The organism is Nocardia sp. bgisy134 (assembly GCF_965341865.1).
Taxonomy (GTDB): domain Bacteria; phylum Actinomycetota; class Actinomycetes; order Mycobacteriales; family Mycobacteriaceae; genus Nocardia.
On sequence record NZ_CBDQZP010000010.1, the window covers coordinates 1 to 19,506 of the forward strand.

General features: G+C 70.1%; 16 protein-coding genes and 3 pseudogenes. 2 read left to right on the plus strand and 17 right to left on the minus strand.

Annotated elements, in window-relative coordinates:
* Window positions 1-92: 92 nt before the first annotated feature.
* The 8 genes and pseudogenes from fdxA to ACRWNM_RS18530 all read right to left on the minus strand — a co-directional run bounded on the left by fdxA (window position 93) and on the right by ACRWNM_RS18530 (window position 8,292).
* Window positions 93-428: a ferredoxin gene (fdxA, locus tag ACRWNM_RS18495; RefSeq protein ID WP_431969116.1), complete on the minus strand. Its 336-nt coding sequence runs from the start codon at window positions 426-428 to the stop codon at window positions 93-95.
* Window positions 425-1,201 carry an ABC transporter ATP-binding protein gene (locus tag ACRWNM_RS18500; protein WP_431969118.1) on the minus strand — a complete coding sequence of 259 codons (777 nt, stop codon included), beginning with the start codon at window positions 1,199-1,201 and terminating at the stop codon, window positions 425-427. Before ACRWNM_RS18500 ends, fdxA begins: the two co-directional genes overlap by 4 nt.
* Window positions 1,198-2,073, minus strand: coding sequence for an ABC transporter permease (locus ACRWNM_RS18505; RefSeq protein ID WP_431969120.1), 876 nt, complete (start codon window positions 2,071-2,073; stop codon window positions 1,198-1,200). The genes ACRWNM_RS18500 and ACRWNM_RS18505 overlap by 4 nt, the downstream gene beginning before the upstream one ends.
* A 34-nt stretch (window positions 2,074-2,107) precedes the next feature.
* The gene (locus ACRWNM_RS18510; protein ID WP_431969122.1) at window positions 2,108-3,529 is read right to left on the minus strand and encodes an ABC transporter substrate-binding protein; all 1,422 of its coding nucleotides are present in this window, start codon (window positions 3,527-3,529) and stop codon (window positions 2,108-2,110) included.
* A gap of 21 nt (window positions 3,530-3,550) precedes the next feature.
* Entirely contained in the window at window positions 3,551-3,778 is a 228-nt protein-coding gene (locus ACRWNM_RS18515; RefSeq protein WP_431969124.1) for a 4Fe-4S dicluster domain-containing protein, read from the minus strand.
* A pseudogene (locus tag ACRWNM_RS18520) lies at window positions 3,778-6,443 on the minus strand (fumarate reductase/succinate dehydrogenase flavoprotein subunit). The gene ACRWNM_RS18515 and the pseudogene ACRWNM_RS18520 overlap by 1 nt, the downstream one beginning before the upstream one ends.
* 11 nt (window positions 6,444-6,454) lie before the next feature.
* Entirely contained in the window at window positions 6,455-7,240 is a 786-nt protein-coding gene (locus ACRWNM_RS18525; RefSeq protein ID WP_431969126.1) for a GntR family transcriptional regulator, read from the minus strand.
* Window positions 7,241-7,374: 134 nt separating this feature from the next.
* Window positions 7,375-8,292, minus strand: coding sequence for a LysR substrate-binding domain-containing protein (locus ACRWNM_RS18530; protein WP_431969128.1), 918 nt, complete (start codon window positions 8,290-8,292; stop codon window positions 7,375-7,377).
* Window positions 8,293-8,412: 120 nt separating this feature from the next.
* On the opposite strand from ACRWNM_RS18530, the gene ACRWNM_RS18535 reads away from it, so the two are divergent.
* Both ACRWNM_RS18535 and ACRWNM_RS18540 read left to right on the plus strand, forming a co-directional pair.
* Window positions 8,413-9,501, plus strand: coding sequence for a YeiH family protein (locus ACRWNM_RS18535; protein ID WP_431969130.1), 1,089 nt, complete (start codon window positions 8,413-8,415; stop codon window positions 9,499-9,501).
* A 79-nt stretch (window positions 9,502-9,580) separates the two neighbouring features.
* Window positions 9,581-10,225, plus strand: a complete 645-nt coding sequence (locus ACRWNM_RS18540; protein ID WP_431969132.1) for a histone deacetylase — start codon at window positions 9,581-9,583, stop codon at window positions 10,223-10,225.
* Between the two features lie 163 nt (window positions 10,226-10,388).
* On the opposite strand, the pseudogene ACRWNM_RS18545 reads toward ACRWNM_RS18540, so the two are convergent.
* The 9 genes and pseudogenes from ACRWNM_RS18545 to ACRWNM_RS18585 all read right to left on the minus strand — a co-directional run.
* A pseudogene (locus ACRWNM_RS18545) lies at window positions 10,389-10,787 on the minus strand (acyl-CoA synthetase); the annotation flags it as partial.
* Between the two features lie 114 nt (window positions 10,788-10,901).
* Entirely contained in the window at window positions 10,902-12,047 is a 1,146-nt protein-coding gene (locus tag ACRWNM_RS18550; protein WP_431969134.1) for an acyl-CoA dehydrogenase family protein, read from the minus strand.
* Between the two features lie 241 nt (window positions 12,048-12,288).
* Window positions 12,289-12,885, minus strand: a pseudogene (locus tag ACRWNM_RS18555) (alpha/beta hydrolase); the annotation flags it as partial.
* Window positions 12,886-13,065: 180 nt separating this feature from the next.
* The gene (locus ACRWNM_RS18560) at window positions 13,066-13,926 is read right to left on the minus strand and encodes a lysophospholipid acyltransferase family protein (protein ID WP_431969136.1); all 861 of its coding nucleotides are present in this window, start codon (window positions 13,924-13,926) and stop codon (window positions 13,066-13,068) included.
* 341 nt (window positions 13,927-14,267) lie between these two features.
* A complete protein-coding gene (hflX, locus tag ACRWNM_RS18565; RefSeq protein WP_431969530.1) occupies window positions 14,268-15,704 on the minus strand; it encodes a GTPase HflX in 1,437 nt (478 codons plus the stop codon).
* 168 nt (window positions 15,705-15,872) lie between these two features.
* Entirely contained in the window at window positions 15,873-16,754 is an 882-nt protein-coding gene (gene dapF, locus ACRWNM_RS18570; protein ID WP_431969531.1) for a diaminopimelate epimerase, read from the minus strand.
* 31 nt (window positions 16,755-16,785) lie between these two features.
* On the minus strand, window positions 16,786-17,622 hold the full coding sequence (locus ACRWNM_RS18575; protein ID WP_431969139.1) for a TrmH family RNA methyltransferase: 837 nt from the start codon (window positions 17,620-17,622) through the stop codon (window positions 16,786-16,788).
* Window positions 17,619-18,629 (minus strand): tRNA (adenosine(37)-N6)-dimethylallyltransferase MiaA, encoded by a 1,011-nt coding sequence (gene miaA, locus ACRWNM_RS18580; RefSeq protein ID WP_431969141.1) that lies wholly within the window; start codon window positions 18,627-18,629, stop codon window positions 17,619-17,621. Before miaA ends, ACRWNM_RS18575 begins: the two co-directional genes overlap by 4 nt.
* Window positions 18,626-19,387, minus strand: a complete 762-nt coding sequence (locus tag ACRWNM_RS18585; protein ID WP_431969143.1) for a hypothetical protein — start codon at window positions 19,385-19,387, stop codon at window positions 18,626-18,628. Before ACRWNM_RS18585 ends, miaA begins: the two co-directional genes overlap by 4 nt.
* Between the last annotated feature and the right edge of the window lie 119 nt (window positions 19,388-19,506).

The following is a 19,506-nucleotide window of genomic DNA, read 5'->3' on the forward strand; positions in this document are numbered from 1 at the left end:
GTCGGCATCGGACTTCATCAACGCGTCGGCGGCGTAGATCCCGGCCGGTCCGGCGCCCACGATCGCAATGCGGAGCGGACGTTGCGGCGCGCTCACGACCGATACTCCGCCACGTACGGCGTGTCGACCCCGAGCTCCCCGATCTTCGCGGCGCTGCCGGGAGAGCCGAGCGCGGCGTCGTGGCCGGGCAGCGGCTGGTCGAAGAACCGGGCGTTCTCGGCCACGAAAGCCCGTTGCCCCTCCGGGATGTCGGCGTCGAGATAGATTGCCTCGACCGGGCAGACCGGCTCGCACGCACCACAATCCACGCATTCGGTGGGATGGATGTAGGCCATCCGCCCTCCGGTGTAGATGCAATCCACGGGGCATTCCTCCACGCACGCCCGGTCCATGACGTCGACACAGGCGGCGCCGATCACGAAGGTCATGACGCGCTCCTCACTTCGATCGCCGCGTCGGCGGTCTCGCCGAGCGCGGCCAGGATTTCGTAACGCCTGCGGGCGAATTCGGGTTCGAACCGGGCGCCGGGCGCCCTCGGGTGTTCGATCTCGATGACGCGCTGGATGCGGGCGGGCCGCGGCGTCAGCAAGACGACGCGGTCGGCGAGCAGCAGCGCCTCGTCCACATCGTGGGTGACGAACAGGACGGTGGTCTTGTGCCGCTGCCACACCGAGATCAGCAACCGCTGCATGTCCGCGCGCGTCTGGGCGTCCAGTGCGCCGAACGGCTCGTCCATCAGCAGCACCCGCGGCTGCGCGGCCAATGTGCGGGCCAGCTGCACCCGCTGACGCATGCCGCCGGACAGCGCGCCGGGCAGGTGGTCGCCGTAACCCGCGAGACCGACCTGGTCCAACAGGTCGAGCGCTTCGGCACGGCGTCGCCCGCGCGGCACGCCCCGCAATTTCAGCGCGAATTCGACGTTCTTGCGTGCCGAGCGCCAGGGCAGCAACGCATCCTCCTGGAACACCATGGCGCACTGGTCGGCCGCCGCACCGACGGTGGCGCCGTCCACCGCGACGGTGCCGCCGATCGGCGGGAGCAGTCCCGCCATGGCTCGCAGGATGGTGGACTTGCCGCAGCCCGACGGCCCGAGCAACACCACGATCTCTCCCGGATCGACCGCGAGATCGACTTCCGCGGCGAGGCTTTCGCCGTAGGCGATGCGCAGACCGGTCAGGCGCACGGCCGCTCCGGCGCTCATCGGACGGCCCTCGGCAGCCAGCGGTTGACCCGGCGGCCGACCAGTTCGACAAGGAAGGCGGTGGCCCAGCCGAGCACGCCGATGGAGAGCATGCCGACCACCACGCTCGGATAGTCGAGCAGACCGTAGGACTGCCAGGTGAAGTAACCGATGCCGAACTGGCCGGAGATCATCTCGGCGCTGATGACGCAGATCCACGCGACGCCCATGGCGACCGAGAGCCCGGAGAAGATGCCGGGCAACGCACCGGGCAGCGCGATCTGGAACAGGATGGTCCCGCGGCGTGCTCCGAGCGTGCGGGCCGCTTCCTCCCACACCTTGGGCAGGGCGTGCATGGCGTGGATGGTGCTGACCGTCACCGGGAAGAACGCGGCGAAGAACGTGATGAACACGATGCCCTGCTCGCCGGTGGGGAACAGCAGGATGGCGAGCGGTACCAGCGCGATCGCGGGAATCGGGCGGAACACCTCGACGACCGGTCGTACCAGCGCGCTGACCAGCGCCGACCGGCCGATGGCCATGCCGATCAGCACGCCCGCGACGGTGGCGAGGCCGAAGCCGACCAGGATGCGCCGGGTGCTGGCGAGGATGTTGCTGTAGTACGACCCGGTGCCCAGCTGCGCGCGGAAGGACTCGAACACCGCGCCGGGTGTCGGGACCTTGTCGAAGCGCAGCCAGAACACCACCTGGTTGGTGGTCAGCAGGTACCAGAGCAGCACGAGCGCGGCCAGCGGCACCGCGGTGAGCAGTGCGGCACGAAGCTTGGGCGGCACGGGGTTTCGGAGGGATTGCCCGCTGCGCGGGCGGGTCGTGGTCACGGTTTCGGTGGACGCGGCGGGTGCGGCGGAAATCGGCTCCGCGGATACCGTCATGGTTGACCTCCTCGATCTCGAAAAGTGGTGCGGATCAGCGCGCCTGGAGTGCGGCGCGGTAGTCCAGGACCGTGCTGCCCGGATGGGCGCCCGCGTAGCGCTCGGCATCGGCCGCGACGGCGAACGGCCGGAGCCGCTGCTCGGGCGCGCCCGCCGGATCGCTGACCCAGGTGGCGGTGGCGGCGAAGATCCGGATGCCGGTCGCGGCGTCGGGCACATAGGCGGCGCGGACCTCGCCGCCGCGCTCGGCGATCTGGCGCAGCAGACAGCTCGGCGTCCTCGCGACCGAGGTGCTGTCCTGTCCGGCGAACCACACCTCCGAGGCGGTGGCCGGATCGTCCAACGTCCCTCCGCAGACCGGGTCGACGCCGGTCAACGGGCTGGGCGGGGCGATGTCGGCGCGCTCGGCGTCGTAGTCGGCGCCGTAGAGCGCGCGCAGATACTTGTCCTCGACGAACTCGTCCAAGTTCAGATCGGCCAGCGCGCCAAGGCTTTTCAGGAACGGCAGGAGCCTGCCCAGCCCGTCGACGAGCGGCTGCTTGATGGTCGGGTCGAAGCTGACCAGACCGTGCGGCCCGTTGTACAGGTAGACGACCTCGGCCGGTATGCCTGTGATCTCGGCGACGCGCTGCGCCGCGGCCAGCGGGTTGCGATTGAGATAGTCGGTCGTTTCACGCTGCGCGGCCAGGAACGCCTCGACGACCTCCGGGTGCTCGACGCCGAATCGCTTGGTGGACACCACGGCGTGGAACGTCGGGATGTTCGCGCTGCCGCCGTCGTAGAGCAGCCGGGCCTTGCCGTCGAACACCAGCTTCTGTGGCCACGGCACGAACTGCGCCAGCGCGGCGACCTGATCGCCTTGCAGCGCCGAGGCGCCGACGGGCGGATCCTGGCCGAGCAGTTTCACGTCGTCGAGGCTCATCCCCGCGGCGGACAGGCCGGTGGCGAGCATGCCGTGCGCGGCCGAGCCGACGCTGGTCGAGACCACTTTGCCGCGCAGGTCGGCGAGCGTGGCGGCTGGCGAATTCACCGGAACCACCACCTGATTCAGCGAACCGCGCAGATTGTAGCCGGTGACCGCGATCAGCTCCGAGGCGACGTCGGGATGGTCGCGGGTCTTGGAGCCGTTCACCAGGATCGGGGCATCGCCCATCGAGCCGATGTCCACCTGACCGGCGAGCATCTGCGCGGTCAGCGGCGGGCCGGAGGCGAAGTCCTTCCACTCCACGCGGTAGCGCACGCCCTTGGCCTTGCCGAGTTCGGCCAGCTTGGCCTCGAAGGCGCCGCGGTCGCGCAGCAACGTGCCCGCCGTGACGGTGTTGATGGTCTTGGATTGGTAGCCGATGTCGACGGTGATCGTGTTGTCGTCGCCGCCGGAGCCGCAGCCCGTGAGCAGTGTGGTCGCGGTGACGGCGCCGAGCAGCAGGGCCGTGAGCCGGGTGGATGGTGTCCTCATCGTGTGTTCCTCCGCCCGGATTCAGCGCAGCAGATAGGGGATGTTCACGGTGACCGCCCCGACCGGGCAGCGCGCGGCGCACGGTCCGCAGTACCAGCACTCGTCGACGTGCATGTACGCCTTGCCGGTGTCGGAGTGGATCGCGAGCGAGTCGAGCGGGCACATGTCGACGCAGAGTGTGCAGCCGTCGATGCACTTGGCCTCGTCGACGGTGACTGGGACGTCGATACGGGTGTTGACCTGGGCCATCAGAGTTCCTTTCCGGAGTTGGCTATGCCGATGCGTGCGAAGGCGCGGACATCGGCGTCCGGGTCCTCGAGTGCGGTGCGGAGGGCGGCGGTGACCTCCGGTCGTTCGGCGATCCGCTCGGCCAGACCGCGCACGGCGGCTTTGCGGACGTCGAGATTGCCGTCGGTGACGGCCGAGATCAGCCGCGGCGCGGCGAGATCGGGGTCGGCGACGGCCAGTGCGATCGCCGCGCCTTGGCGCACCTGCCAGGCGGGATCGTCCAGGGCGGCCGCCGCGACGGCCGCGGCGTCGTCGCCGCAGCCGGTCCGGGCGAGCGCGGTCAGCGCGGCGGCCCGAACCAACGGGTCCTGGTCGCCCGCCAGCCGGATCAGGGTCGCCGCGCCGCGCGGATCGCCCACCGCGGCAACGCCTTTCGCGACCGCGATGCGGACGTTCGGCGCCGGGTCGGCGGCCGCGGCATCGAGTTCGACGAGCGCGTCCACCGAGGTGAAACCGGCCACCACGGTGCGGCGCACCTCGGCGTTGGCGTCGGCGAACCAGCTGGACAGTTCCGCGGCGTCGGTGCGGCGGTGCCGCCACAGCGCCTCGATCGCGGCGGCGCGCACCGCGGGTTCCTGCGCCGTCACCGCGACATGCAGGGCCGCGTCGAATTCCGTTCCCGCGACCAGGACTTCGAGCAACTCGGTGAGCAGACCGATGGCGGCGTGGCGCACGGACACATCCGGATCGGACAGGCCCGCCGCGACCAGCGGCGAGGATTCCGCCCACTCTTCGGTGGTCTCGCTGAGCACCGAGAGCGCGGTGCGGCGCACCTCCGGATCGGCGTCGGTCAGGAACGGCCTCAGCTCGGACAGCTGCGGACACTCGTCGGCGAGGTCCATCAGCTCGAGCAGCCGGGCGCTCATCGGGCGCTCCACGCGCCGACCAGCTCCGGCGCCGCGACGTCGGGAACGCCGTCGGGCCGCGTGAAGCCGGGCACCGGAACGATGTAGGGCGCCACCGGACGGGTCAGGAACCGCATGTCGCCGGACTCGCCGCGATAGAGGTTGAGGTGGCAGAACCATTCCGCGTCGTCGCGCGCGGGCCAGTCGGAGCGCTGATGGTAGAGCCCCCATCGACTTTCGGTGCGCCGCAACGACGCCCGCGCCGCCATCTCCGCGCAGTCACGGATGAATGTCACCTCGGCGCACCGCATCAGCTCGTGCGGGGTGTGCCCGCTCATCTGGGAGATGTCGGCGTGCATCCGCTCGAACGCCGCCAGGCCGAGGGTGAGGTAGCTCTGTGTCTTCGGGGGTTGCAGGTAGTCGTTGACGAAGCGGCGCAGTTTGTATTCGACCTGCTGCTGCGGCGGACCGTCCGGATTGCCCAGCGGACGGTAGATCAGCGCGTGCGCCGCCTCGATCTGATCCTCCGGCAGCCCGGGTCGCGCCGCGCCGCGAGCGTATTCGCTCGCGCTCTCCCCCGCGATGTCACCGTAGACGAAGGCGCCGATCATGTAGTTGTGCGGCACCAAGGCCATGTCCCCCGCCGCGTACAGACCCGGCACGGTGGTGGCCGCGTGCTCGTCGACCCACACGCCGGACGCGGAATGTCCGCTGCACAAACCGATCTCGGAGATGTGCATCTCGATGTCGCTGGTGCGGTAGTCGGTGCCGCGACCCGCGTGGAAGGTCCCGCGGGTCGGGCGCTCGGTGGTGTGCAGAATGCCCTCGATCTCTTGGATCGTCGCGTCGGGCAAGTGGCTCAGCTTGAGGTAGATCGGGCCGCGCGCGCTGTCGAGTTCCCGCTTGACCTCGGCCATCATCTGCCCGGACCAGTAGTCGCAGTCGACGAACCGGTTGCCCTCGGCGTTGACCTGGTAGCCGCCGAACGGATTCGCGACGTAGGCGCAGGCGGGACCGTTGTAATCCTTGATGAGCGGGTTGATCTGGAAGCACTCGATGCCGGAGAGCTCCGCGCCCGCATGATAGGCCATCGCGTAGCCGTCGCCCGCGTTGGTCGGGTTCTCGTAGGTGCCGTACAGATAGCCGCTGGCGGGCAGTCCGAGGCGACCGCACGCGCCGGTCGCCAGGATCACCGCGCCCGCCGAAATGGTGACGAATTCGCCTGTCCGCGTATCGAATCCGACGGCGCCGACGGCCCGGCCGTCCACCGTGAGCACCCGTACCGGCATCACCCGGTTGCTGATGGTCACCTTGGCGCGGACGTCGCGGGCGCGCAGGGTGCGATACAGCACCTTCTTCACGTCGCGGCCCTCCGGCATCGGCAGCACGTAGCTGCCGGATCGGTGCACCTTGCGCACCGCGTACTCGCCGTGCTCGTCCTTCTCGAACTTGACGCCGTAGCCCTCCAGCCGCTGCACCATCTCGAAGCCGCGGGTGGCGGTCTGATAGACGGTGCGCTGGTTGACGATGCCGTCGTTGGCGACGGTGATGTCGGCGACGTAGTCCTCCGGGCTCGCCTTGCCGGGCACGACGGCGTTGTTGACGCCGTCCATGCCCATCGCCAGCGCCCCGGAGTGGCGCACGTGCGCCTTCTCCAGCAGCAGCACGTCGGCGCCGTGCCTGGCCGCGGTCAGCGCGGCCATGGTGCCCGCGGTGCCGCCGCCGACGACGAGCACGTCGCAGCTCAGTTCTCGGCGTCCCGCGACAGGTGGAATGTCCATCGACATCCGGATCAGCCCCTTTCCTTCGGTTCGGCCGCACCGCGATTCGGTGTGACCGGGATGCGGTGCAGCCGGCCGGACAGCGAGAACCGGTCGCCGCGATAGCGCACGTACTCGAGGTCGATGGGCCGGCCGGAATCGGTGTAGGTGAGTCGTTCCAGGAACAGCAGCGGCGAGCCGGGCCGCACCGCGAGCAGACCGGCCACCGTCGGGTCGGCCGCGACGGCCTCGATGGACACCGCCGCCGAGCCGAGCGGCAGACCGAGTTCCGCCTCCAGCAGGCCGAAGACGTCGCAGCCGGTGAGATCGCACTCCAGCAGTGGCGCGCCGACGTCGGCGGTGAGGTAGCTGGCATCCAACGACAGCGGCGCGCCGTCGAGATGGCGGACACGTTCGAGCGCCACCACCGGCGTGCCGGGTTCCAGCTCGAGTCGCTCGGCGACGATCGGGGTGGCGGGTACGAGCTCGGCCAGCAGGACCGTGTTGACCACGCGGTCGCTGCCCGTCTCGAAGGTCTCGGCCAAGCCGCGCAGGCGGTCCAGGCCCTGCACGGCCTTGTCGGCCACCACGAACGTGCCCGCGCCGGGAACCCGGTCGACGAGTCCCTCGTCGCGCAGCAGGGCCAGCGCGTCGCGCACGATATTGCGGCTGGTGTCGAAGTCGGCCGCGAGTTGGCTCTCCGAAGGCAACGGCCGGTTGCCGTAGACACCGCTGCGAATGCGCGCCCGCAGAATGTCCCTCACCCGCCGAGCGGGCGCCGAGCGACGTCCGGTGCCGGGATACGTTCTGGCTGTCATGCGGCAAATGCTGGAAACGGATCGTTACGCGCGACGTTTCCGGCGATTACCGGATGGTTACGCCAGTTCCGGATCCCGGCGCAGGTCTTCCACCTGCGAAAACACCCGAGCCCTCCCGAGTATCACCAGTTGACTCAGCTGTCCGATTCGTTGCGCGCGGCGATCTCGGCCAGCAACTTCGCCGGACCGGCGGGCGGGAAACGCGACCGCCAGACCGCGCGGAACTGCCGGGTCAGCGCGGTGGCATCGGTCAGCGGCACCTGGACGAGCGTCCCGCGCTCGAGTTCGGGCGCGGCGATCAGTCTGCTGACCACCGCGGGCGCCACCGCCGCGCGGGCGGCGGCGAGGATCGTGGCCGCCGAGCCCAGTTCCGAGGCAGGTCTTGCGGGCTCGCCGTGGACGCCGAGCACCTCCCAGACCGCATCGCGGGTCCCCGATCCCGGCTCTCGCCAGAGCAGTGGCGTGGCGGTCAGTTCCCGCAGCGACAATGGCCTGCGGCGGCGCGCCCACGGATGGGCGGGCGCGACCACGACGACGAGTTCGTCGGTGCCGAGCACCCGGCTGCCGAGATCCGCGGGCGGATGCGGTCCCTCGACGAACCCGATATCGGCGGCCTCGCTACGGACCAGGTCCATGACCTGGCTGCTGTTGGCCACCTCCAGCGCGACCGTCACCTCCGGGTGGATGCCGCGCAGTGCCTGCAACCACTGCGGAATCCGATGGTCGGCAATGGTTTTGGAGGCCGCCACGCGCAATCGCGGGACGCTGCCCGCGCGCAGGGCGGCAACCGCCACGCCGAAGGAGCGGGCGGCCTCGAGCACCGGGCGCGCGTGATCGACCACCGCGCGGCCCGCCTCGGTCAGCGCCGAACCGGTCGGCCCACGGTCCAGCAGCCGCAGGTGCAACCTGCGTTCCAGCGCGCTGATGCGCATGCTGGCGGCGGGCTGGCTGATGCCATGGCGGCGCGCGGCCGCGCCGAGGCTGCCGAGTTCGGCGACGGAGACGAGCAGATCGAGAACATCCAGATCGGGCGTTCCCGGCGGCAGCGTCATGGGCACCGATTATGGGCCCGGCGGCGGCCCGGAGCGTGGTGGACGGACATAAGCAGATCTTATGAGGTCCTCCGAAAGCGCTCTCTACCTGGGTGACATGCGCGGCGCGAGGGTGAAAGCGTGTGCTGCTTTCCTCGCCTTCTGCCCGGGCTGGCGCTGGTCGCCGGGCTCGCCACCGCCGCGACGCTGATCGGCCGGGCCGCGCCCGTGATCGGAGCGCCGGTGTTCGCGCTCGCTGCCGGGGCGCTGGTCGGGCTCGCGCGCAGGCGGTCGGTGGACGAGGACGGCGTGTTCGGGCCGGGGCTCGCGGTGACCAGGCAGCGAGTGCTCGGGCTCGCCATCGTGCTGCTCGGCCTGGGGCTGCCGTTCGGCGCGGTGCTGAGCGTGGGGCGGCAGACGGCGGTGGTGCTGGTCGGGACCGTCGTGGCGGGCGCGGTCGCCGCGGTCGTGGTCGGCAGGATGCTGGCGCTGGATCGGGAGTCGGCGACGCTGGTCGCGGTGGGGACGACGATCTGCGGCGCGTCGGCGATCGCGGCGGCGACCGCGGTGATCAAGCCGGACCGGGAGCGGGTCGCCTACGCGCTCGGCACCATCTTCGTCTTCAACGTCCTTGCGGTGCTGGCCTTTCCGCCGCTCGGCCGACTGCTCGGCATGTCCGAGGAGGCGTTCGGGCTGTGGGCGGGCACCGCGATCAACGACACCTCGTCGGTGCTGGCGGCGGGCGCTATCTTCGGGCCCGCGGCGGCGCAGTTCGCGGTGATCGTAAAACTGGTGCGCAGTCTGCTGATCGTGCCGATGTGCGTGGGGTTGCATCTGGGGCAGCGCGACACCGGGAATTCCGGCAGTGGGCGACGCGGCGCCAGGCAGCACGACGCCGGCCAACCTGACGCTGGGCGACGCAGCGCCGGGCAAGCCGAGGCCGAGACCGACCACCGCCGCGCGGCATGGCAAGTGGTGCCGCTGTTCGTGGTGCTCTTCGTAGCGGCCTCGGTGATCGCCGGATTCGGGTTGGTGCCCGAATCGTGGTCGGGGCCGCTGGGCGCGGTGAGCGCGTGGTTGATCGCGGCGGTGCTGGCGGCGATCGGGACGTCGCTCTCGTGGCAACGGGTGCGCACCGCGGGCGTGCGGCCGCTGATATTCGGCGGGGCGCTCGGGCTGGCACTCGCCGTGTCGTGCTTGGGTTTGCAGCAGCTCACCGGGTGGCTCTGAAGTATTCGGGTGACGAGAGCCACTCTCAGCGCCCGCCGTCGTCGGGCAGGCGCCCGTCGGAACGAGGGACAATGGCAGGGTGACGTGCCTCGTGTGGTACGCCGCCTACGGCTCGAACATGCATCACCGCCGCCTGCACTGCTATCTCGAAGGCGGCAGGCCCGAAGGCGGCGCGATCGAACTGCCCGGATGCCGCGACCGTTCCGGCCCGCGGCGGTCCCGCCCGCTCGTGCTGCCCGGCCTGCTCTACTTCGCCACCGAATCGCTCACCTGGACCGGCGGCCGGGCTTTCTACGCGCCGGACGCCGCGGGCGAGACGGCCGTCCGCGCCTACCTGCTGACGGCCGCGCAGTTCTCCGACATCGTGGCCCAGGAGATGTATCGCCCGCCGGGCGAGGATCTCGACCTGACCGAGGTGCTCGCCGACGGTCGCACCACCCTCGGCCCCGGACGCTACGAAACCCTGGTCCGCGCGGGCACTCTCGACGGCCACCCGATCCTCACCTGCACCGCCCCCTGGCGCCACACCGACCTTCCCGGCAACCCACCCGCCCCCGCCTACCTGCGCCACCTCGCCGCGGGCATCACCGAATCACACGGCTGGCCGCTCCCCCGCACCGCCGCCTACCTCGCCACCCGTCCCGGCGCCGACCTGCACTGGACTCCCACCTCCGTCGCCAACCTCCTCCGCACCACGGATCCCCCGCCCGTTCCCGCCGGATAACGCTCGCCCCGGAAAGCGTCCGGCGGCGCCCTCGAAGACCAGGCTTCCCGCCTTGTCCACGATTTCACCGATGGCCTCGTCCGCGTTCAGCACTCGGCCGTGTTCGTTCAGCCGGCGGTTTCGCAGTCCCGCAGAGTTTCGGGATCGACCACCGCTACTAGGTGCGGTGTTTCTCCACCAGCTCCGCGTAGGCGGGATCGTCCACGACCAGGAACCGATCGTGTTCCAGCCCCACATCCAGATCGCGCAAGCGACGCATCCCCGCCGTATCGGTGACGACGATCTGGCAGTCCACGGGTCGGATGTCGTCTTCGAGCTGAGCGGTGCCGCGGGTCGGATTGATGCCTGCCACGGTGGCGCCCGCCAGCGCGGCAGCGCCCAGCCAGAAGCTGAAGTCGGGGACGTTGTCCAGCAGCACGCCGATATGAAAAGGCCCCTCGCGCCGCAACTCCCGAGCCAGTGCCGCGCGTGCGGCCGATTCCCGCACCACCGCGTCCCATGTCCAGTCGCGGGCGCGCGTGCGCAGCCCGAGCCGATCGTCATCGAGCCGGTCCAGCAACATCGACGCGATGTCCCCGTGCCGTGCCGTGCGCCCGTCCTTCACGCCGAACACGTCCGCCCCGGAAACGGGTCCGGCCGCACGGTATTCCGTGCGGCCGGAGGCGAAAGGCAGAGATCAGGCCAAGTTCAGGGAGCGGCCGATGATCTCCTTCATGATTTCGGTGGTGCCGCCGTAGATGGTCTGGATGCGGGCATCCATGTAGGCCTTGGCGATCGGGTATTCCTTCATGTAGCCGTAGCCGCCGTGCAACTGCAGGCAGCGGTTGATGAGGTCGAGCTGTTCCTCGGTGCTCCACCACTTGGCCATGGCGGCATCCTCGGCGGAGAGCTTGCCCGCGTTGAGGTCGTCGATGAAGCGGTCGACCATGATGCGCACGGCCGTGGTCTTGGTGGCCAGTTCGGCGAGCACGAAGCGGGTGTTCTGCAGCGCGCCGATCGGCTTGCCGAACGCCTTCCGGTCGCGCACGTACTGGCAGGTCATCTCCAGCGAGGCCTCCATGGCGGAGGCGGCCATGACGGCGATGGACAGTCGCTCCTGGGGCAGGTTGTGCATCAGGTGGATGAAGCCCATGCCCTCGGTGCCGAGCAGGTTCTTGCCGGGCACCCGCACGTCGGTGAAGCTGAGCTCGGCGGTGTCCTGGGCCTTGAGGCCGATCTTGTCCAGGTTGCGGCCGCGCTCGAAGCCCGCCATGCCGCGCTCGACCACCAGCAGGCTGAAGCCCATGGCACCCTTCTCGGGGTCGGTCTGGGCGACGACGATGACGATGTCGGCGTTGATGCCGTTGGTGATGAAGGTCTTGGCGCCGTTGAGGATCCAGTCGTCGCCGTCGCGCACCGCGCGGGTCTTGATGCCCTGCAGGTCCGAGCCGGTGCCGGGCTCGGTCATCGCGATGGCGGTGATGATCTCGCCGGAACAGAACCCGGGCAGCCACCGCTGCTTCTGCTCGTCGTTGGCCAGCTCCAGCAGGTACGGCGCGACGACGTCGTTGTGCAGCGAGAAGCCGAGGCCGGAGTACTGGCCCTTCACGCACTCCTCGGTGATGACCGAGTTGTAGCGGAAGTCCTTCACCCCGCCGCCGCCGTACTCTTCCGGGACGGCCATACCGAGGAAGCCCTGCTTGCCCGCCTCCAGCCAGACCGCGCGATCGACGATGCCCTGCTCTTCCCACTTCGCGTGGTTCGGCGCGACGTGCTGATCGAGAAACTTGCGGAACGACTCCCGGAACAGATCGTGTTCGGGCTCGAACAGTGTGCGCTCCACACCAACCTCCTAGTGACCACACCGGGCGGTCCACACCGACCCGTCGTTACCGCATACGTTACCCGGAGCACGAATGACAGTTCACTTCACGTCTGAAATTCGCGCGCTCACCTGGCATGGGTAGCGCCATCGTCGACATATTCGCGCCGATTCCCGACAAACCTGAGCACCTAGGTTTCAATAGCTTCTCGCTATTGAAACGAGGTCAGGCGGGAAGGTCGAGGCCCTTGGCAAGCACCGGCCACGACGCGACGAGCGCGTCCTCCCAGGGCATGTTCGCCGTGTCACCGCCGCCGGTGGCCACGACCGTTCTGACGAAGTTGTAGCCGACCGGGTCGCTGATCTGAGCGCAGCCGCTGTAGGCCGCGACCGCGCGGTAGCGTCCCGGCGCGGCGATCGGCAGTTGCAGCACCGAGGTTCCCGACATCGAGAGTCCCGCGATGGCATTCGTACCGTTCGCGCCCAGCGCGCGATCGATCAACGGCGGCAGCTCGTCGGTCAGGAAGGTTTGCCACTTGTTGACTCCGAGCACGGGATCGGGCGCTCGCCAGTCGGTGTAGTAGGTCCACGCCCCACCGACCGGCTGGACGACGTTGACGTTCTTGTCGGCGAGGAACTCCAGCGCGGTGGTCCGCTGCTGCCAGGTGGCCGTATCCTGACCGCCGCCCGCGCCGTCGAGCAGGTACAGCGTCGGGCGTGGCGCCGAGGTGTCGGCCGCACGCTGGACGTCGATCTCGATCGTCCGGTCCATGGCGGCCGAGTACACCTCGAGCCGCAGGCTGCGGCCGTCGAGCACGGTGCTGCCGGTGATGCGGGAGGCGTTGGCGCGCAGTGACATTCCGGATGCGGCGAGCGAGTCGTTCGTCGTCGCCGCCGCGTTTCCGGCGACCGTCGCGGTGACGCCGCAGACGAGCACGGCCGCGCCGGCCGTGACGGCCGATCTGATTCTTCTCCTGCTCATCTCCCCACGCTACGTACCCGTAGCTGAGAGATTGCCAAGCTGATTCTTGGTATTGGCTCAGAAAGGCAGCAACCCGCGCACCCGGCCGACCAGGGTGCGGCCCGCGTCGCGCTCGCGCTCGGCGAACAGGAACTTCAGCTCCTCCTCGAGCCCCTTGCGCACCACATCACGCAGATCGGTGGCGGCGGCGTCGAGATCGTCGGCGTCGCGCCAGGGCGCCGGATCGATCGGCGCGCCCGCGGAGAAGTAGAACCGTTCGGGACGGGGGATCGGCGTCGGACCCAGACCGCGCAGCAGCGGCGGGGTGAGCTCGCGCTTGAGACCGAGCGCCTCGACCGTCCAGCGCAGCGGGCGCATCACCGGGTGGTCGCCGTCGAAGACGATGTCGTAGGCGTCGTCCACGCCGATCATCGCGACCGGCACGATCGGGGCGCCCGCCTCGATCGCCATCCGCGCGAAGCCGCTGCGCCCCTCCCACTTGAGCAGGTACTTCTCGTTCTTGCGGCGCACCGCCTCGCGCCCGCCGCCGGGGAAGACGATGACCGCCTCGCCCCGCGCGAGCAGCGCCATGCAGTTGTGCCGGTTGCCCCGGACCGCGCCGTAGTAGTGCAGGAAGTGGCGCAGGCCCGGCACCGCGATCAGCACGTTCTCGGCGAGGCCGCGGATCAGCCTGCCGCGGCGGCGCAGCACCTCGGGCATGAGCAGCGGAGCGTCGATGCCGCCCATCAGATTGTGGTTGCCGACCAGCAGCACCGGGCCGTCGGCGGGAATGTTGTCCAGGCCGTAGAAGCGTGGACTCGTCCAGGCTCGCAGCGGTGCGAGCAAGGCTTCGATCAGCCGGATGTCGGTCTCGTCGAGACGCACCTCGAGTGGCGCCCCGTCGGTCAACACCACCGCGGTAGGCGAGGATTCAGGCATAGGTGGCTACCCCATCGCATGTCGGATCCCAGCACATCGTCGTACGGAATTTCACGTCCCCTGCGCCGCAATCGAATACGGCTTCGGGCCCACCCTACCCGATGGCTTTGGAACACGTTGCAACACGGGCGATCGATTTGTGTGGCCGGTCACAACACCGGCTTGCGCCGAATCGGCGGCCCCGCAGCAATTCGACGTCGAATCCCCTTGTGGCCGAACGTAGTCCGAGCGCAGATCGAACACCGCCGTACAGAGATCCGACACGTCACGTCCGGCATCCGCCGGAGACCGAACGTGACGGTCGGTTCTATTTTCCGTCCCTCGGCGGAGCGCACCGCGGGCTACCCTTCGATGGGCGCCGCGCCGTCGCCGCCCGCGTGGGCGTATTCCGAGAGCGCCGCGGCCAACGCGTGCGGTACCCGCGCCCTGACCCTGGTGCCCGACTCCTCGTGGGTGGAGGACAGGATCCGGCCGTCGGCGTGAATGCGCGCCAGCAGATCGCCGCGGGTGTACGGCAGCAGCACGCCGACCTCGACGTCCAGCCCGCCGAGCACCTCGGCCAGCCGGTCGAGCAGGCTGTCGATGCCCTCGCCGGACTGGGCCGAGACGAACTCGGCGTCCGGAAGCAGGGCGCGCAGCTTGGTCAGCTCCATCGGATCGACGGCATCGATCTTGTTCAGCACCAGCAGTTCCGGCGGGGCGGCCGAACCCTGCTCCTTGATCACGTCGGTGATCACCTCGCGCACGGCCTTGATCTGCTCCGCGGGCAGCGAGTCGGAGCCGTCCACCACGTGCAGCAGCAGATCGGCGCCGGTGACCTCCTCCAGGGTCGAGCGGAACGCCTCGACCAACTGGGTCGGCAGGTGCCGCACGAACCCGACGGTGTCGGTGAACACGACCTCGCGGCCGTCGTCGAGGTCGGCGCGCCGGGTGGTCGGGTCCAGGGTCGCGAACAGCGCGTCCTGGACCAGAAGACCCGCGCCGGTGAGCGCGTTCATCAGGCTGGACTTGCCCGCGTTGGTGTAGCCGACGATGGCGACCTGCGGGATGCCCGAGGACGAGCGCCGCGCCCGCTTGGTCTCGCGGGCGGTCTTCATCTCCCGGATCTCGCGCCGGAGCTTGGCCATGCGCTCGCGAATGCGGCGACGGTCGGTTTCGATCTTGGTCTCACCGGGACCGCGCAGACCCACGCCGCCGTTGCTGCCCGCACGACCACCGGCCTGCCGGGACATCGACTCACCCCAGCCGCGCAGCCTGGGCAGCATGTACTCCATCTGGGCCAGGGCGACCTGCGCCTTGCCCTCGCTGGAGGTGGCGTGCTGGGCGAAGATGTCCAGGATCAGGGCGGTCCGGTCGATCACCTTCACCTTGACCACCTTCTCCAGCGCGGTCAGCTGGGCCGGGGTCAGTTCACCGTCGCAGATGACGGTGTCGGCGCCGGTCTCCAGCACCACGGAGCGCAGCTCGTCGGCCTTGCCGGAACCGATGTAGGTGGCCGGGTCCGGACGGTCGCGACGCTGGATCAGCGCCTCGAGCACCTCCGAACCGGCGGTCTCGGCGAGCGCGGCCAGCTCGGCCATGCTCGCCTCGGCCTGGGCCACCGAGCCCGAGGTCCACACGCCGACCAGCACGACCCGTTCCAGGCGCAGCTGCCGGTACTCGACCTCGGTGATGTCGGTGAGCTCGGTGGACAGACCGGCGACGCGGCGCAGCGAGCTGCGTTCGTCCAGCTGCAGCTCGCCGACCGTCGGCTCTTCGGTCCAGCCGTTGCGCTTCATCCGGGCGGCACGTTCGGCCACCACGTCACCGGAGCGCTCGGTGTCGTCGGCCGAGTCGACGAAGTCGTCGTCGGCCGGATTGATGTCATACGTCTCTGAATTCCTCATACACCATCCATGCTGCCACGGTACGACCACCGGGCGCATTCCGTTATTCGCCGGGCGCGCTCAGCGTCCGTTCCACCAATCTTCGGCGAGCGTGCCGGTGGCGACCAGCACAGAGGGCCCGCGCAGCCATGCCGACCCGCTTTCGAGGCCCACCGTGACCGCGCCGCCGGGCACCCGGACCGTCACCTGGCCGGTGTCCTCGGCGATGCGGAAGCCATCGGCGGCCAGCGCCGCCGCGGCCGCCGCCACAGTTCCCGTTCCGCACGAACGGGTTTCGCCCACACCGCGCTCGTAGACGCGCATGTCGACCGCGCGGTCCGCGTCCAGCGGGGTCAGGATCTCGACGTTCACCCCGTGCGGGAAGAGGTCGGGGTCGTAGCCGGGCGAGACGGTCAGATCGAGCTTGCCGAGCGCCTCCGCCGACAGCCCGGCGTCCACGCAGGCCAGATGCGGATTGCCGACATCGATGCCGATCCCCGGATACGGCCAACCCGCGATGGTCGCCGTGGATTCCCCGAGTTCCTTCACCCGGCCCATCGTGACGGTCACCTCGCCCTCGACCGGGCCGCCCGCGTGCACGGTGACCGGCCGGGCGCCCGCCCTGCTGCCCACTACGTACTCCGCGCGCGGCTCGCGACCGGTCGCGGCCAGGTAGTGCGCGAAGACCCGCACGCCGTTGCCGCACATCTCGGCCAGGGAGCCGTCGGCGTTGCGGTAGTCCATGAACCAGTCGTCCGCGCCGACGCCCTCGGGCAGGTCGGCGAGCACGCCCGCGTCCCGCAGCGCACCGGCCCGCGCGACCCGCAGCACGCCGTCGGCCCCGAGACCGCGCTGCCGGTCGCAGAGCGCGGCGACGCGGTCCGGGGTCAGGTCGAGCCGGACATCCTCGTCGGGCAGCACCACGAAGTCGTTCTGGGTGCCGTGCCCCTTCGTGAATTCGATGTCCGTCACGCGTGTGCTCTCCTCATGGTCGTCATCTGGCAAACGTCCGGCGCTGCCGGGAAATTTCGTACAGTGCCACCGCGGCGGCCGAGGGCGCGCCGAGCGAGCTCGCGGTGCCGCCCATCGGGATGGACACCAGGTCGTCGCACGCATCCTGCCAGGCGGCGCTCATCCCGCTGGTCTCGTTGCCGATGACCAGGATGGTGGCCTCGGTGAAATCGTGGTCGAACACCGCGTGCGTCCCGTGCTCGTCGGTGCCCACGATCCGGGTCGGAATGCCGCGCGCGATCTGGCGATCGCGCAGTTCGAGCACCTGGGCGGGCCCGGCGGCACGGTAGACGGGGACCGCGAACAGCGAGCCCGTGGAGGCACGCACCGAGTGCGGGTCGTACTGGTCGGCGCCGTGGCCGGTGACGATGACCGCGCACGCGCCGAAAGCGTCCGCCGACCGGATCAAGGTGCCGAGATTGCCCGGCGAGTTGGGCCGGTCGAACACCACGACGACCGGCGGGTCCTCGCCGGGTTCGCCGGGCTCGAAGGTCTCCAGCTCGGGCTGACGCGACATCGCGACGGCCACCAATTCCGGTACCCCGCCTGCCTTTTCGCCCAGCTCCGCCATCAACTCCGGGACCAAGCCAACCTGCGGCACGTCGGTGGTGTCGAGCACCTCCCTCGCCCAGCCGGACAGGTCCGGCGCGCCGAGCCGGTAGAGCAGCGTCTCCAGCGGCCACCCGTTGGCGAGCGCCTGGGTGATTGGGCGCACGCCCTGCACCAGGAACCGGCTGTCGCGGTGGCGCTTGGTGCGATTGTTCAGGTATGCCTGCCACACCTGCACGGAAGCGTTGCGGGTGCTGACGCGTCTGGTCACTGAGGGGTCCGTTCTGTGCTGTCGATCGCGCCCGGCGTTTCGATCGCGCGCGGCGTTCCGATCGCATGCGGTGTGTCGATTGCACTCGGTGTTTCGATCGCACTCGGCGTTTCGATCGCACGCAGCGCCGCGCCGAGCAGGTCAGGATCCGCGCCGTCCACCCAGCGCACCCGGGGATCGCGGCGGAACCAGGAGCGCTGCCTGCGCACGTAGCGGCGGGTGCCGATGAAAGTGCGTTCCTCGGCGTGGTTCAGGTCGTATTCGTTGTCCAGGTAGGCGAGGACTTGCGCGTAGCCGATGGCCCTGCGCGCGGTGACGCCCTCGCGCAGGCCCTGATCGATCAGTCCGCGCACCTCGTCGACCAGTCCCGTCTCGAACATCAGCGCGGTGCGTCGCTCGATGCGCGCGTCCAGTTCGGCGGTGTCGCGGTCGACGCCCAGGATGACGGTGTTCCAGCGCGGTGCGCCGATGGTCGGCGCCGAGGCCGCGAACGGCTGCCCGGTGAGCTCGACGACCTCCAGCGCTCGCACCATGCGGCGGCCGTCGGTGGGCAGGATGGTGGCGGCCGCGACCGGATCCGCCGAGCGCAGCGCCGCGTGCACGGCGGCAACGCCGTCGTCGGCCAAGACCCGCTCCCACCGGGCGCGCACCGCCGGATCAGTGGCCGGGAACTCCCACTCGTCCAGCAGCGCCTGCACGTACATCATCGAGCCGCCCACGATGACCGGCGTGCGGCCGCGGGCCATGATGTCCTCGACGTCGGCGGTCGCCGCGCGCTGATAGGTGGCCACGCTCGCGGTCTCGGTCACCGCGAGCACGTCGAGCTGGTGGTGCGGGATGCCGCGCCGTTCCGCGACGGGCAGCTTGGCGGTGCCGATGTCCATGCCGCGGTAGAGCTGCATGGCGTCGATGTTCACGATCTCCCCGTCGAGGCGGGCCGCGAGATCGAGTCCGAGATCGGACTTGCCGGTGGCGGTGGGGCCGACCACCGCGATCGGCACGCTCATCGCACCTCCCTCTCCGGTCGCCAGACGCTCACGTGATAGCCAACTCCGAACGGCGCGTCCCGGTAGTGGGTTTCGACGGATGGGTCCGACGGATCCGCGGCGAACAGACCGCCCAGGACTTGGTAGGCGGCCCGCCCCGATACGGCCAGCTCGGCGCACAGCCCGGGATCGAGCGCGCGCAGGGCCGACCGGTCGCCCGCGCTCAGCGCGCGGTCGAGCTCGGCTTGCAGCGGAACGGCGCGCTCGTCGAGATAGCCGGGCGATTTGACGGTCAGGGTGGCGGCGCCGTCGGCGACGACGAGGACGCCGCGCGGCTCGTCGTCGGCGTCCAGCTCCGCACGTAGCTCCGCGCCGAGCTCCAGGCACCGCGCGGGGGCGGTGTCGGGCGCGATCAGACGCGCGGTGGCGCGGGCAGCCGGCGCGACGCGCCCCCGCAACCATCCGGCGATCAAGGCGGGCAACGGAAGCTGCGGATCCGGAGCGAACCCGGGCGCGTCGGCCAGCGCGACCCGCACGTCCGCGCCGAAACCGCGGAAAGTTCCCGCCGATTCCGGACCGAGCACACCGTCTGCGGTCCCGATGCCGAGCACCGTCCACCGCTGCGTCACCGCCGCCAGCTCCCCGGCGGCGTTCAACGCGGCCGCGCGCAACACGGCGGGCGGGTCGGCCGGATCCGCCCCGGCTCCGAGCGCCGCATCGCCGCCGAGTTCGGGCACCAGGATCGGCGGCGACGGGACCAGGGCCGCAATACTGAACACGCGATAAACCGTATCTGTTCGGCCCGCGGGCCCGGCGCACGGCGGTACCGAGACGCCCGCCGGTCGGCTTCGAGTGTCTGTAGCGTCAATTCGCCCCGAGATTGATAGTGTCGACATGC

Coding starts and splice junctions, on each gene's coding strand:
- fdxA (WP_431969116.1), bottom strand. CDS start 428: ATGACCTTCGTGATCGGCGCCGCCTGTGTCGACGTCATGGACCGGGCG.
- ACRWNM_RS18530 (WP_431969128.1), bottom strand. CDS start 8,292: ATGACGCTGCCGCCGGGAACGCCCGATCTGGATGTTCTCGATCTGCTC.
- miaA (WP_431969141.1), bottom strand. CDS start 18,629: ATGAGCGTGCCGATCGCGGTGGTCGGCCCCACCGCCACCGGCAAGTCC.
- ACRWNM_RS18510 (WP_431969122.1), bottom strand. CDS start 3,529: ATGAGGACACCATCCACCCGGCTCACGGCCCTGCTGCTCGGCGCCGTC.
- ACRWNM_RS18525 (WP_431969126.1), bottom strand. CDS start 7,240: ATGACAGCCAGAACGTATCCCGGCACCGGACGTCGCTCGGCGCCCGCT.
- ACRWNM_RS18500 (WP_431969118.1), bottom strand. CDS start 1,201: ATGAGCGCCGGAGCGGCCGTGCGCCTGACCGGTCTGCGCATCGCCTAC.
- ACRWNM_RS18560 (WP_431969136.1), bottom strand. CDS start 13,926: ATGCCTGAATCCTCGCCTACCGCGGTGGTGTTGACCGACGGGGCGCCA.
- ACRWNM_RS18515 (WP_431969124.1), bottom strand. CDS start 3,778: ATGGCCCAGGTCAACACCCGTATCGACGTCCCAGTCACCGTCGACGAG.
- hflX (WP_431969530.1), bottom strand. CDS start 15,704: ATGAAGCGCAACGGCTGGACCGAAGAGCCGACGGTCGGCGAGCTGCAG.
- ACRWNM_RS18505 (WP_431969120.1), bottom strand. CDS start 2,073: ATGACGGTATCCGCGGAGCCGATTTCCGCCGCACCCGCCGCGTCCACC.